The following is a 15,807-nucleotide window of genomic DNA, read 5'->3' as shown; positions in this document are numbered from 1 at the left end:
TGATCATGAAATGCTAATTTTAGGCGAACTTAAAAGTGTATTTGATTTAAGAATTGGTGCCTTTAAAATGAATTAATATAAAAATCACTTTAAATATCAATAATAAAAACATTTCTATTATCAGATGAATAGCTTTGTAACTGAATTGTAAACCGTGTGAAAATATGCGCCTGCACACCTTGTGTTGGGTTGTTCGTATTTTAATAAGGAAAATATCATGTGGATGATCGCGGTATTCGCTTTGGCCATTGCCTTGATTCTGCAATTTTTATATTCAATCCAAGTACGTAAACAATTACGAACCAATATTCGTTCCCTGCAAGAAAACCTTGATCATTCTCGAGCCAAACTTGCTGAATATGAAACCCAGACACATGATTTAAACTACGAATTAACCCAACTACGTGTACAAGTCAGTAGTCTTAAAACTGATTTAAATAAGTATCTGAAGTATCAAGATATCTGCGATATCGAGCAATATATTATTTCAAGAACACTGCAAGCTGAAAACTTTGTCGAAATGACCAAGGTCGATGCATCAATCATGATTGAGGACATTAAAGCTTATATCGAGCGTGTAAAGGACTATATCAATCGCTACCAAAAGCAAGCGCTTCAAAATGTAGATGAACAGGCGCGTGAAAAGCTAAAAGGTTATTTTAAACAGGCGGAAGAGCAGCAGCGTTTAAGTGAAGTGATTACTGCACTGGAACATAAAATTCAAGGCTATCCAACGACCTTGAATTATTCTGCTGATCATTTTATGCAGCAGCTTATTGATGATTTTAACCAACATGATGCTGTAAAGCGTTTAACAGATATTCGTGAGCGGATCGAGCAAGCTAAACAACAAGGTCAAATTGCGACCTGTAACTATGTCGATGACAGTCGTCGTAATACAACAGTTGAACTGATTGGCATGGCATTTAATAGTAAGGCAGATTTGTATTTACAACAGCTTACTGCGGATAATTTAGGTGAGTTGTTACAGGCGCTACGCGATGATTATGTATTGATTAACTTTAAAGGCACGGATTTAAGTCAGGCACACATACTCGAAAGCTATTTGGAGTTAAGGCTGGAAGAATTAAAGTTCGCCGCTGTTTTAAAGCAGTTAGAACGTACCCAAGTCCGTGATGAACAGATGGGATAAGTTGATTCAAGATGTAAATATAAGGTTAAAGAGTGATTAAAATTTTATTAAATCATTGTTTTGTATTTAAATAATAAAATTAAACGGGTGTGTTGGGTTTAAAAATATTTTAGATCTATCTATCGTTAAAGTTTAAAAAATAAGCTAATCTAAAAATAAGAATAACAGCATCATAATAAGGATTTTTTCATGTCACGTGATTACCAACAGTTTCCAGATGATGAAAATGGTGAAGTGCTTTGGCAAATGCATCAGGATGGTGATGATCTAACAGAACCGCATGAAATTGAGTTTTCAATCGCATTTACAGCCGAAGAAAATGCCGATCGCTGTGCACTACATTTGCTGAAAGAAGAGCAAAAAATTAGCCTATTCCAAGATGAAGAAAGTGACCGCTTAGAGTGGGTGATCACGATTTATGTTTATATGGAACCTGCCTACGAAGATATTGTTGATCTAGAGCAGTGGTTTAGCAAAATAGCCGAAGACTTCCAAGGTGAGTACGACGGTTGGGGCTGTATGGCATATGTCTATGATGATATTGACGATGATGAAGAGCCACTATCGAGCTAAAAAGTTTGGTTTATATGAAGCCCGATATTTTGGGCTTCATTGTTGTATTGTTTATTTATAATTTTAAGATTAATGGAATGACCTCAATAAAATACTGTGTCATTCAAGCTCATGTCGTTCAGACATGATTTGGATCATCGGATGGATGATCGTCGTTACACAATAAAAAGATGAAATAAAATAATCAAGGACGTCAATCATGAGTTATACCCTGAAATTGCACCGTGTATTTAGCGCACCACCAGAGCGTGTATATCGTGCCTTTACTAACCCTGATGCCATTATTAAATGGCTACCTCCACATGGTTTTATTGCCAAAGTTGAACATTCAGAGGTGAAAACAGGGGGGAGTTATAAAATTAGCTTTACCAATTTTTCCACAGGTACTAAGCATGTGTTTCATGGCAACTATCATGAAGTTGTTCCGAATCAATTACTCCGATATACCGACAATTTCACAACACCAGAATTAAGCGGTGAAATTGAAATGACGGTGATTTTTGAAAAAGTTTCGGTAGGAACGAGCTTACATATTACGCAAGTGGGTTATCCTGATTTGATTCCACCTGCAGCATGTCATCTAAGTTGGCAAGAGTCGTTACAGCTTTTGTCATGGCTGGTGAATCCACAAATTCCAGATGAATAAAATAATTTAAATATTTCAGATATATAGTGATCTAATGCTATAGTGATTTTTTAATTTTTATCCTTTGAGGTCGCGATGTCTCTACCTGCTTGCCCTAAATGCCAGTCCACTTATACGTATGAAGATGGGGACTTATTAATTTGCCCAGAATGTGCACATGAATGGCGAGAGGGAGAGGAACTTGATGATGTGGTCGTGATTAAGGATGCTAATGGTAATATCTTGGCAGATGGTGATAGCGTCACTGTCATCAAAGATTTGAAAATCAAAGGCTCATCATCGGTAGTCAAAGTCGGTACAAAAGTGAAATCAATTCGTTTGCTCCATGATGCATCAGATGGTCATGATATTGACTGTAAAATTGATGGTATTGGGGCAATGAAACTTAAATCTGAATACGTAAAGAAAGTTTAAATCGTTTAAAACTGATTTAAAAATGAGGCTTTTGTCCTCATTTTTTTGCTTAAAATAAAACCAAGTGGAATATCTCGACGTTAGCTTCGATTTATAACATGTTATAAAAAGGCTGCCGAAGCACGAGGTCAGCGTTATGCCACATATCTATCTTGAGTATTCTGAAAACCTAAAAACAATTGAGACTCAGCCCATTTTAAAAGCGATTAATCAAAGTATGCTTGATGGTCAATTTGTAAAAAGTGCGGATGAGCTAAAAAGTCGTGCTCTGATGCAGTCGGATTATTTGGTGGGTTTAGGGGAAAAGGACATCGGTTACTTACATGTAAAAGTGGCTTTACTTAGTGGTCGCGATGACGAAACCAAAGCAAAAATTTCCAATACTGTGCTTAAAGCGACGCAAGCTCACTTTCAGCAGCCGAATCATCTTGAAGTGCAGATTTGTGTTGAAATCATTGAAATGCCAAAATGCTGCTACAGCAAAGTTACGCTTGCAACTGAATTTTAGAATTTTAGAATTAAGAAAAGACCGATCAAGGTTTTTTTTATGGATTAATAAAGTATTTATTCGGCTTAAATATATATTTATACTCAATATTTAATCAGAAAAACTAAAAAAGTATGATATAAAGCCTACGACAGATATAATATTAATTCTTAAATTATTCTTATGAATGTTATTGCAAATAGCGATGTGTGGTTTTGATCTTGTATGTCAAAACGATATAGAGCACCTCGATAGGATGTCGAGATTGCAAATTAAAACTAGAAAAGTATAGGCGCCTAGCGCATTAAAAGGGTTCAAAATGAATGTAGACATTGTTGGAGATGAACAGTCCGCTCACGCAGTGATTTTTAAACTAAAACAGTGGGATGATGCGATCTCCAAATTAGACATATCAAAACTTGCCCCCTTATGTGATGAAAATTTAGATATCTTTGATATCGGTTATCAGCTTGAAGGGTTTAAAACTTATCGCGAATTTTGGGATAAGTATGTACCTTTCTTATCAGGTGAGATCCAGGTTCATCGTCAAAAAATGAAGGTTTTTGCCAGTCGAGATTTAGCTTTTTTGAGCTGTTATTGCAAGATTGATCAAACTCAACCAATACGTATTTCTAAAGTGAAATGGTGCCGAGTTACCATGGGTTTTATAAAAAAGAATGAGAATTGGAAAGTAAATCATCTGCATATTTCTTTACCTGCCGATATGATGACGATGCAAGTTAAACCAATGAATTTTGAGCCTGATGCTTTATAAATCACTTCAATGAGCATACCCTTAAAAAACTGAATTCAGTTAATATGTGTCGATTTTTGAAATCAGCTTTTGCAAAAATACGATATATGAGGTGTGTGGGTGATTAAAAATATTCTGATCGATTTGGATGGGACATTAACAGACCCTAAAGTAGGAATCACCACTTCAGCACGTTATGGACTGGCTAAGGTCGGATTTCCGATACAAGACGATATCAATATTGACTGGATTATTGGCCCCCCCTTAAAAGCCTCATTAGCCAAATTACTGAATGTCGATTCTGAGGATGATTTAGCTGAGCAAGCGCTGTGTGGATATCGTGAGCGTTTTGCAGTCACTGGGCTTTATGAGAATAAAGTTTATCCAACTGTAAAAGAAACCTTAGAAAGACTAAAGCAAAAAGGATATCGACTTTTTATTGCGACAGCTAAGCCAACTATATATGCAGTTCAAATTTTAGAACATTTTGAGTTAGCACAATGCTTTGAAAAGATTTATGGAAGTGAGCTAACAGGCGAGCGTACCAATAAAGGTGATTTAATCGAGTATATTCTTGCGACAGAGCATTTAAAACCTGAGGAATGCTTTATGGTTGGCGATCGTGAGCATGACATTTTAGGTGCTCGTCGAAGTGGAATTGAAACGATTGCGGTTCGATATGGTTATGGCACGGCGGATGAGCTAAAAGCTGCAAAACCTTATGCCGAAATTGATCAATTTTCGGAATTACTTAAATACTTTTAACCAAAAAATTTGCCTCTTACTGTGTGAGAGGCAATCAGTCAATTTAATAAGAATATTAAAAATATATTCATAAATATTACGCCAATCTCAACTTTTTAAGTCATTGAAATAAAAAGGACATAACCTCATTTTAAATCCGTCTATGAAAATAAAATTACAGTTATGTCCACTGAAGAATTTATCATCATTGTCTATTTAATCATAGAGGAAATTTACCCAACTATAGTCTCTGAACCATTAAGAAAACGTGGTTTTCCACCGGCTTTAACCGATATTGAAATTATCACAATGCAAATTGTTGGTGAGTGTCTCAAAATGGATACGGATAAAAGCATATGGATATTTTTTAAAAACAATTACTTAAGTTGGTTCCCTCATTTAGGTTCATATCCTAACTTTTGTAAGCATTGTGCAAACTTATGGCAAGTTCATCAAAAAATCACAGCCCAATTAACTGCACATTATGGTCAGGATCATATTCATTTTATTGATGGATTTCCTATACCTGTTTGTCGTTATAGTCGAGCAAAAAGACACAAGAATTTCAAAGAACATGCAGGTTTTAGTTATTGTGCTGCACAACAAGAGAAATACTATGGTTTTAAAGGGCATCTTGTAATTAATTTGGAGGGTATGATTACTGGCTATACTTTCGCTCCAGCAAATGTAGATGAGCGTGATGTTGCACCAGAAATCACAGAAAATATTCATGGGTTACTAGGTGCAGATAAAGGTTACTTAAGACCCAGCTTGAAAGAATACTATAAATTTCAGTATGTTGATCTACAAACTCCTTTAAGAAAGAATATGCCGGACTCTAGATCTCAAGAATCAATGAGGTTGCTTATGAGAGCACGAAGGAAAATTGAAACGGTCATTGGTCAATTAACTGATCGCTTTAATATTCAAAAAGTAAGGGCAAGAGATTTATGGCACTTATCGCATCGTTTTATCAGAAAGATTTTGTCACATACGGTCTGCGTCGTTATGAATAAAAAATGTGGTTATTCGCCGATTCAATTTGAAAAGCTTATTTAAAGTTGAGATTGGCGTAAATATTATATAAATTTATAGTATTTAAATGTTTATTGCTAAATATTAATTTACGTTAATTCATGTAATTTTGATAACAAAATAATAATAAAAATTTTTAGTGTGATTTACTTCATTTTTTTTACCAATAATGTGCTTCTTTAAACAGTTATTTTTAATTTTGTGATTTATTAAGTTTTTTATAAAATTTATAAAAAACAATATCTTAATTTTTGTTGTTTAAGTGGTGTAACGATTTTTTTATGGAACGTTAAATTTGTAAGTACACGCACTAAAAAATGCCATTCCTGAACCTTTTTTTTGCTGATATCTAAAACAAGATTTTATGAATAAATATTCGAAAAGCATGGTGGAGAATTAAAAATGGCGAATATCAATGTGTTTTCAAGTCAAGATGGGCAACCCATCCAAAATGTTCAAAATAATGTAGTAATTTTAGATCGTAATTCTATCGTTAGAATTGAAGCTGACATTAACGATGTCGCAAATATAACAAGAAATGGTCAGTCAGCCGTAATTACATTAAAAAACGGTGATGTGATTGTTATTGAAAACTATTTTGATTTTCCTTTAGAGCAAAATCGTATTGAGTTTCAGAATGGTGAGAAATTATATTGGGTTGAATTTACAGATGATGCTGGCAATTTATTAAATGTAATTAAATATCATCCAATAACAGATGCTCCTTTAAATGAAGGTGGGGCAATTTGGCCTTGGATTGCAGGTATTGCTGCTGTAGGTGGAATCGCAGCTGCAGCTGATGGGGGTAGTTCTAGTGGAGGAAACTTTATAGATAAGACCCCGCCAAATCCGCCAAGTGATGTAGTGGTAAGCGAAGACGGCACAACAGTGATAGGTAAAACTGAATCGGGGGCAACGGTCATTATCACTGATAAAGATGGTAACGTGATTGGTGAAGATACTGCGGATGAAAATGGCGACTTTACGGTTGAACTTGATGAGCCACTGACCAATGGTGAAGAAATCAATGTTGTTGCCAAAGACGAAGCAGGCAATGAATCTGAACCAACCACTGTCAATGCACCAGATACCACAGCACCGGATAACAGTGAGATTGAGATCACGATTGATCCAATTGCAGGAGATGGCACAGTCAATCTCGCAGAATCAGAAGATGAGATCGAAATCACAGGGCAAATTGACGGCTTACCAGATGATGCAGATCCAGCAAGTGTTGAAGTCACGGTTACGATTGATGGAGAAGACTATCCAGCGACATACAACAGTGATGGCAGTTTCACAGCATCGATCCCAGGTGATGTACTCGCGGGAGCTACAACTCCAGAAGTGACCGTCAGTGTGGTGGTGAGTGATGCAGCAGGTAATCCATCAGATCCTGTCACTGAAACACAGGCATATGACATCGACCTTGAAGCACCGGGTGCACCAACTGATGTTGTAGTGAGCGAAGACGGCACAACGGTGACGGGTAAAACTGAATCGGGGGCAACGGTCATTATCACTGATAAAGACGGTAATGTGATTGGTGAAGACACTGCGGATGAAAATGGTGACTTTAGTGTAGAGCTAGATGAGCCGCTGACCAATGGTGAAGAAATCAATGTTGTTGCTAAAGATGAAGCAGGTAACGAGTCTGAACCAACCACTGTCAATGCACCAGATACCACAGCACCGGATAACAGTGAGATTGAGATCACGATTGATCCAATTGCAGGAGATGGCACAGTCAATCTCGCAGAATCAGAAGATGAGATCGAAATCACAGGGCAAATTGACGGCTTACCAGATGATGCAGATCCAGCAAGTGTTGAAGTCACGGTTACGATTGATGGAGAAGACTATCCAGCGACATACAACAGTGATGGCAGTTTCACAGCATCGATCCCAGGTGATGTACTCGCGGGAGCTACAACTCCAGAAGTGACCGTCAGTGTGGTGGTGAGTGATGCAGCAGGTAACCCATCGGATCCTGTCACTGAAACACAGGCATATGACATAGACCTTGAAGCACCAGATAACAGTGAGATTGAGATCACGATTGATCCGATCGCGGAAGATGGTGTAGTCAATCTTGCAGAATCAGAAGGTGAGATCGAAATCACAGGGCAAATTGACGGCTTACCAGATGATGCAGATCCAGCAACTGTTGAAGTCACAGTTATGATTGATGGCGAAGACTATCCAGCGACATACAACAGTGATGGCAGTTTCACAGCATCGATCCCAGGTGATGTACTTGCGGGAGCTACAACTCCAGAAGTGACTGTCAGTGTGGTGGTGAGTGATGCAGCAGGTAACCCATCGGATCCTGTCACTGAAACACAGGCATATGACATAGACCTTGAAGCACCAGATAACAGTGAGATTGAGATCACGATTGATCCGATCGCGGAAGATGGTGTAGTCAATCTTGCAGAATCAGAAGGTGAGATCGAAATCACAGGGCAAATTGACGGCTTACCAGATGATACAGATCCAGCAACTGTTGAAGTCACAGTGACGATTGATGGAGAAGACTATCCAGCGACATATAACAGTGATGGCAGTTTCACAACATCGATCCCAGGTGATGTACTTGCGGGAGCTGCAACTCCAGAAGTGACCGTCAGTGTGGTGGTGAATGATGCAGCAGGTAACCCATCAGATCCTGTGAGTGAATCGTTAGCTTATGAAGTTGATGTTGATGTACCAGAACTAATCAATATCACAATTACTCCAGGAGATGACGGGAACTATGATTTAAAAGGTATAACTGAACCTGGTGCCACAGTTGTAATTACGATTCCTGATTCATCTATCCCAATCATCGTGATAGCAGACGACACGGATGGTGATTGGTCAGTAATTTTATCGAATGACTTACCACTCGATCAAAATATCAATATTTCAGCCCAAGATGCTGCAGGTAATGTTAGTGATCCGGTGGTCGTGAAATTACCATTGGTTACCTTAAACGATGTAGCTGATGATGATTATCTGAATGCTGCAGAGTTAGCCGCACTCGCACCAACTTTAATTCTTTCAGGCACAGTGAGTCATGTCGAAGCTGATGTTCATGTTTTATTGAATGGAGAATTAATTTCAGCGATAGTGGGTCTCGATGGTACATGGACAGCGAATGTACCAGTGGGTAGCTTGGTAGATGATACGTATAATGTTGAAGTGTATGCGGAATATGACGGCGTTATTTCTCAAACAGTGACTGATAGCTTTACTGTAGATCAAACCCCACCAGACAGTACTGAGATAGAAATTACGATTGATCTGATCGCGGAAGATGGTGTAGTCAATCTTGCAGAATCAGAAGGTGAGATCGAAATCACAGGGCAAATTGACGGCTTACCAGATGATGCAGATCCAGCAAGTGTTGAAGTCACGGTTACGATTGATGGAGAAGACTATCCAGCGACATACAACAGTGATGGCAGTTTCACAGCATCGATCCCAGGTGATGTACTTGCGGGAGCTGCAACTCCAGAAGTGACTGTCAGTGTGGTGGTGAGTGATGCAGCAGGTAACCCATCGGATCCTGTCACTGAAACACAGGCATATGACATAGACCTTGAAGCACCAGATAACAGTGAGATTGAGATCACGATTGATCCGATCGCGGAAGATGGTGTAGTCAATCTTGCAGAATCAGAAGGTGAGATCGAAATCACAGGGCAAATTGACGGCTTACCAGATGATGCAGATCCAGCAACTGTTGAAGTCACAGTTATGATTGATGGCGAAGACTATCCAGCGACATACAACAGTGATGGCAGTTTCACAGCATCGATCCCAGGTGATGTACTTGCGGGAGCTACAACTCCAGAAGTGACTGTCAGTGTGGTGGTGAGTGATGCAGCAGGTAACCCATCGGATCCTGTCACTGAAACACAGGCATATGACATAGACCTTGAAGCACCAGATAACAGTGAGATTGAGATCACGATTGATCCGATCGCGGAAGATGGTGTAGTCAATCTTGCAGAATCAGAAGGTGAGATCGAAATCACAGGGCAAATTGACGGCTTACCAGATGATGCAGATCCAGCAACTGTTGAAGTCACAGTGACGATTGATGGAGAAGACTATCCAGCGACATACAACAGTGATGGCAGTTTCACAGCGTCGATCCCAGGTGATGTACTCGCGGGTGCCACAACTCCAGAAGTGACTGTCAGTGTGGTGGTGAATGATGCAGCAGGTAATCCATCAGATCCTGTGAGTGAATCGTTAGCGTATGAAGTCAAATTATTTGTCGCAAATGACGATATCGATAATCTAGTGCTAGATGAGCCAGTAGTTACACCAGGAGAACCAAATTCTACGTCAAACGTCGACGTAATTGGTTTACTCGAATCAAGTGATGGTACTGATGCTGCAGTTGAAGTGGTTGTCCAACCAAATAGTTTAGGTAACTTAACTGTCACCGTAAAGCAAGCAGCTTTACTTGCAGTAGGTGATGCTTTCCGTCTAGATTTGGTCGACGAAAATGGTGTAGTTGTATATTCGGCAGTTACCCAAAACTCATTGCTAGGTGATGTTGCAGGTTTACCAATACTTGGTATTGTCGGAGATGATGGTTTAACAGCCACTATCGAAGGGCTTGCACCAGGAACCTATTATGTTTTAGTACGCAATGACCAAGGAACCGTAGATCAGTTGCTTGATGGTTTAACTCTTGCTGATTTAGGTGAAAATGGAGTTGTGCTTGGTCAAGATAACCAAGATTTAATCCTAGATACAGTAGTCAATGCATTAAGTGATCAGTTTAATATTCTACCGATAGTTTTAAATCCATTACGTGCAGCACTTGAGCTTGCACTTGATGTGTTAGATGGTGTGGGTGTGGGGGTAGCTGTAGGCGTTATTACGAATACATTAAATACCTTCGGACTTGTGAGCTATGCTGATGAGATCATCGATGCTGTTTCAAATGCTTTACTAAGTAATTTACTTACAGTATTGCAAGAAACTACAGTTACCACCCAATTAGATGCGGTTACTTTTGCTGACAATGTTCTTACTGGTGAATTGATTGCTGATGATGGCCAAGGCGCTGATGCACCGGTAGCCGGAACTACAATTACTCAAGTTTTATATGAGGGTGAGGTATTCTTACCAGTCGATGGAGAAATTACAGTTCAAACAGAATATGGCATCTTAGTTATCAATCCAACTACAGGTAGCTATGTTTATACCTTGAACGATCTAAATGGTATTGATCAAACTGAAGTATTTACATATACCGCTGTAAATGGCACCTATACAGATGATGCAACTTTAACTATAAATATTGGTTTACTTGATGTGACTGCACCTCAGCCTCCAGTGATTAATCTTATCCAAGATCTTGGTTTAGATCCTGCTCCTGATATCACTGGTAAATCAGAGCCTGGTTCAACAGTGACAGTCACATTCCCAGACAATACAACAGCGACCGCTATAGCAGGTACAAATGGCAACTGGAGTGTGCCAAATCCAGGTCTTTCTGCAGGTGACGTGGTAACAGCTACTGCGACCGACGCTGCCGGTAATGAGTCAGATTCATCTACAACAACGGTCACTTTACCTCTAGATGCCAACGATGACTTTGATGATCTTGATGTTGGCACATTCGCTGTTGTAGTCGGCGATCCTGTTGTGAATAACAATATTGACGTTATTGGTTTAGGTCAATCAACCTCGGGTACTGATTCAGTCGTTTCTGTCACTTTGGGTCCTCTAAGTACTTTAACAGTGACAATTCAACAAACGTCATTACTTGCTGTGGCTGATGCGTTCCGTTTAGATATCGTAAATGAGTATGGTGTTGTTGTGTATTCAGCAGTCACTGAAAATTCACTTTTGGGCGATGTTGCTGGTTTGCAAGTACTTGGTTTAATTGGTGACGATGGCTTAACTGTGACAGTAGAAGGATTACCTGCTGGAGCCTATACAGTCGTTGTAAGCAATGATGAAAGTACGTTAGGTAGTTTGGTTAATGGTTTAACATTAGCTGATTTAGGTGAAAATGGCGTTGTACTTGGTCAAGATAATCAAGACCTGATCTTAGATACTGTTATCAATACCTTAACTGATCAATTTAATATTTTACCGATTCTATTGACTCCAGTACGTAGTGCTTTAGAAGTTGCACTTGATCTTGTCGATGGGCTAGGTGTAGGTGTACTTGTTAATATTGTGAGGGAAACTTTAAATTCAGTAGGCCTTGTCAATTATGCTGATGAGATTGTAGATGCTATTGCAGATGCTTTGCTTAGTAATTTGTTGACAGTATGGCAGGAAACTACCGTAATTACGCAAGTCAATGAGATTCAATTAACTAATACTTCTTTAGAAGGTGAAGTGATTATTGAAGATGGTGATTCAGGTGCTGATTTCCCAACAGCTGGTACAACCGTAAGTCGTGTGGAATATGATGGCTTGATTTACTCACCTGATGGTAACGGCAATATCACAATTCAAACAACATACGGTGTATTAGTACTCAATACGGATGGTGGTTATACCTATACTTTGACTAATACAGACGGTTTAGGGCAAACGGAAGTATTTACTTATACCGCAGCGAACGGTGAATTAAGTGGTCAAGCGACGCTTACTATTAATATTGGCGATGTTGATGTTACAGTTCCAACTGCAACATATATTGATACGGGTTCAAGTCAAACTGATGGTAATACCAGTAATGGTGAAATTACTGTTAGTGGTCTAGAAGCAGGTGCAACTTGGCAATACCGTACAGATGATGGTCCATGGATCAATGGTGTAGGTACAAGCTTTGTACTGGAGGAAGGTGTCTATACTTCAGTTGAAGTACGTCAACTTAATGCAGTTGGTTCAGAAAGTGGTACTTTCGATTTAGGTCAAATTACGGTTGATCAATCAATTAATGTGAACTTTATTTCTGGTTATGATGCTGTGGGTCAAACGGGTAACTTCTACTTTGGCGAAGTGACAGATGATAATGCTCCTACACTTTATGGTCGAGGAGAGCCTGGAGCATTTATTGAAGTATGGTCAGATCAACTTACGGCTGGAAACCCAGGTAGTACAAACAATCCAGCGACTGGCACTATTGGGTCTAATGGTAATTGGTCATTTATCTTCGATGAAGGATCAAATCCAGCCCCAGGAACCTATACTTTTACTGCGAGAGTAACTGACCTTGCAGATAATACAACAACTGATACATTTGAGTACACAGTTGTAGATAGTGTGCGTCCTATGGTTCAATCGAGTGATGGTAGCTTGCTAGGCTTAATAGGTGGTAATGCTGCAGATCTAATTGATTTATCACAGCAACAATTTGTAGTCGGCGATTTAAATGATGATCTGACGAAAGTAGAGTTAAAGCTAGCTATTACAGGAGGTGTTGGTACTTCTATTCCAACTTGGTTGTTCTCGCAAACTTTAGCTAATGAATTTGGCTACAGTGTATCTGTAACACCAGATTGGACGGAAATTACGATACCTGCCGTGATCATAGGTGGTGTAGTTGTTACACCGGCTATCTCTACTTATACTGGAAGTGTGAATATTATTATTGAATCTGCTTCTGGTGAGTACTTAGATATCCAAGAAATTACAGAAATGTTGGGCTCTGTAAGATCGAGCTTATCTTTACTTGGATTGAATATAGGCCAATCTGTGACAGTTGTCGCTACTGATAGTGTAGGTTCAACTACACAAAACGTCGGTAGCTTAGTAAATCTCAACTTGTTAGATGGTTTATTAGGTGGCGACACTCCAAGCTACTTAAAAGAAGGTGACGATACTGATAATGAGTTAAATTTCTCAACTTTGACTAGTGCAGTTCGTATTTATGGATACGATGGTGATGATGTGCTTACGGGTGGTTCGGCTAACGACATCATCCGTGGTGGATCAGGTAATGATACCCTCAATGGTGGAGCAGGTGATGACTATCTAAATGGTGGTTCTGGTAATGATACTATTACTGGTGGACTTGGTGCTGATACAGTAGTCTTTGATTTACTTAATAATACGGATGCTACAGGTGGTAATGGTAAAGATACTTGGACTGATTTTAGTCTGATGCAAGGTGATAAAATTGATATTTCAGAGCTGCTCCAGGGACAAAGTGTGAATGCACATAATTTGGATCAATATATCAGTTTAACTTATAATGAGGCTGTATCTACAGTAACTTTATCAATTGATCGAGATGGCAGTAGTGGTCCACTTATTTCGACAGCATTAATTGAGTTAACAAATCAAACTTCAGCAATTACGCTTGAAGATCTACTACAAAATAAATCAATTCTATTCTAGGAAATCCAAAAACCCCGCCTCGGCGGTAATGCCAGTCAGTTAAGCAAAAAAAGTTAAAATACTGTAAAAAGAGCGTATGTAAATACGCTCTTTTTTTATGAATTTATCTCAGAATTTAGATTTAACATTAAAACAAACCCTACCTTCACTTTCACAATTCAGTGAATTGATTGATTTAAACTGGATTGAAGATTGCTTAAACCAAACAGGTAAAGCATCAATTCGAAAAAGAAAACTGCCTGCTGAACATGTTGTTTGGCTGGTAATCGGACTTGCTCTATTTCGAAATCAACCGATTTGGTATGTGGTTCAACAATTGCAACTTGTTTTCGGTACGGCAGAATACTGTGTACCGAGTGCATCCGTACAAGCAAGACAGCGCTTAGGCTTAGAGCCCATGAGTGCTTTATTTTCGACATTAAGTCAGGCATGGTTTAAAGACTCACAACAACAATATAGCAACTTTCACGGTCTATGCGTTTGTGCTGTAGATGGTGTGGTTTGGTCTATGCCTCATACAGAAGAAAACTTTAAGCACTTTGGTTCATCCAAAGGCAAAACAGCAGCTGCCCCTTACCCACAAGTCAGAGCGACTTGCCTGGTGAATACCAATACACATGAAATGATTGATGCCCAAATTGGCAGTATGGATCAAGGTGAATTAACCTTAGCCAGTCAATTAAAAGCACCAGTTCGCAGTATTACCCTATTTGATCGTGCTTACTTCTCTGCTGATTTTTTAGTGAGTTGGCAATCTCAGGCAGAAGAGAGTCATTGGTTGATGCGAGCAAAGGACAACCTGCGTTATGAAGTGATTCATCATAATGCGGCCCATGACTTTCAGATCAAAATGCCTGTTTCAGCAAGAGCAAAAAAGATAAATCCGTCATTGGGTGACTATTGGGAAGCACGTTTAATTGAAGTTGAATATGCAGGAAAAATAAGACGTTACATTACATCATTAACAGATTCTGAAGTTTATCCATTCAAAGACCTTGCAATGCTTTATATCCAGCGTTGGGAAATAGAAATGTGTTATCGGGAAATTAAAAGTGATTTACAGGATGCAAGAATTTTAAGAAGCAAACAACCTGATTTGGTCTATCAAGAATTGTGGGGGGTATTTATTGCTTATAATATCTTAAGAAGACAGATGAGGTTTATCGCTGAACATGCAAAGGTGAGTCCTTTAAGGATCAGTTTCCATATTGCATCTATGAGTATTATCAATATCTTAAGGCACACACCTTTAGAATCAGCAGGAAATCTACCCAAACATTTAGCACAATTATTTGAACAATCTAAAATATTTGTATTACCTGAAAAAAGGCAAAGGCAATGTCCGCGAGTAGTGAAAATTAAAGCACAAAAATATCCAAGAAAATGCCAGTCAATTTCTTAACTGACTGGCATTACCGCCTCGGCGGGGTTTTTTAAATCCATAACCTTTAGATATGAAACAAATAACTTATAGGAAAAACAAATAACAAATTTGGTTGATGATTTCTATAAGTGAAGAAAAGGTAAAAAATAGAGCTAATTTATTAAAATTAATCGAGAAATGTGTAGAAAAATTCACAAAAATATTACATAAATTCATATTCTTTTGTTAATTTATATAGACTTATTATCTATAACTAACAAATATTAAACTAAAACAGTGTAAAATATCCCAACTAAGTGTGTGATTAAGG

General features: G+C 38.7%; 10 protein-coding genes. All 10 read left to right on the top strand.

What is annotated here, in order from left to right; translation table 11 throughout:
* Positions 1-217 precede the first annotated feature (217 nt).
* The 10 genes from A3K93_RS09410 (at position 218) to A3K93_RS09365 (ending at position 15,515) form a co-directional block, all read left to right on the top strand.
* Positions 218-1,153, top strand: coding sequence for a DUF4041 domain-containing protein (locus A3K93_RS09410; protein WP_067731008.1), 936 nt, complete (start codon positions 218-220; stop codon positions 1,151-1,153).
* A gap of 189 nt (positions 1,154-1,342) precedes the next feature.
* A complete protein-coding gene (locus A3K93_RS09405; RefSeq protein ID WP_067731007.1) occupies positions 1,343-1,726 on the top strand; it encodes a ribonuclease E inhibitor RraB in 384 nt (127 codons plus the stop codon).
* 199 nt (positions 1,727-1,925) lie between these two features.
* Positions 1,926-2,372, top strand: a complete 447-nt coding sequence (locus A3K93_RS09400) for an SRPBCC family protein (protein WP_067731006.1) — start codon at positions 1,926-1,928, stop codon at positions 2,370-2,372.
* A 75-nt stretch (positions 2,373-2,447) separates the two neighbouring features.
* A complete protein-coding gene (locus tag A3K93_RS09395; protein ID WP_067731005.1) occupies positions 2,448-2,786 on the top strand; it encodes a zinc ribbon domain-containing protein YjdM in 339 nt (112 codons plus the stop codon).
* Positions 2,787-2,922: 136 nt separating this feature from the next.
* Entirely contained in the window at positions 2,923-3,294 is a 372-nt protein-coding gene (locus tag A3K93_RS09390; protein WP_067731004.1) for a 5-carboxymethyl-2-hydroxymuconate Delta-isomerase, read from the top strand.
* A gap of 298 nt (positions 3,295-3,592) precedes the next feature.
* Positions 3,593-4,048, top strand: coding sequence for a nuclear transport factor 2 family protein (locus tag A3K93_RS09385; RefSeq protein WP_067731003.1), 456 nt, complete (start codon positions 3,593-3,595; stop codon positions 4,046-4,048).
* Between the two features lie 99 nt (positions 4,049-4,147).
* Positions 4,148-4,792 carry an HAD-IA family hydrolase gene (locus A3K93_RS09380; protein WP_067731002.1) on the top strand — a complete coding sequence of 215 codons (645 nt, stop codon included), beginning with the start codon at positions 4,148-4,150 and terminating at the stop codon, positions 4,790-4,792.
* Positions 4,793-4,954: 162 nt separating this feature from the next.
* Positions 4,955-5,830, top strand: coding sequence for an IS982-like element ISAba825 family transposase (locus A3K93_RS09375; protein WP_067730024.1), 876 nt, complete (start codon positions 4,955-4,957; stop codon positions 5,828-5,830).
* Positions 5,831-6,208: 378 nt separating this feature from the next.
* Positions 6,209-14,113 carry an Ig-like domain-containing protein gene (locus A3K93_RS09370; protein ID WP_067731001.1) on the top strand — a complete coding sequence of 2,635 codons (7,905 nt, stop codon included), beginning with the start codon at positions 6,209-6,211 and terminating at the stop codon, positions 14,111-14,113.
* Between the two features lie 97 nt (positions 14,114-14,210).
* A complete protein-coding gene (locus A3K93_RS09365; protein WP_067728195.1) occupies positions 14,211-15,515 on the top strand; it encodes an IS4 family transposase in 1,305 nt (434 codons plus the stop codon).
* Positions 15,516-15,807 lie beyond the last annotated feature (292 nt).

The sequence above is a fragment of the Acinetobacter sp. NCu2D-2 genome, assembly GCF_001647675.1.
In the GTDB taxonomy this organism is placed as follows: Bacteria; Pseudomonadota; Gammaproteobacteria; order Pseudomonadales; family Moraxellaceae; genus Acinetobacter.
The sequence above is the reverse complement of the archived record's forward strand: the minus strand, read 5'-3'. Positions and strand labels throughout refer to the sequence as shown.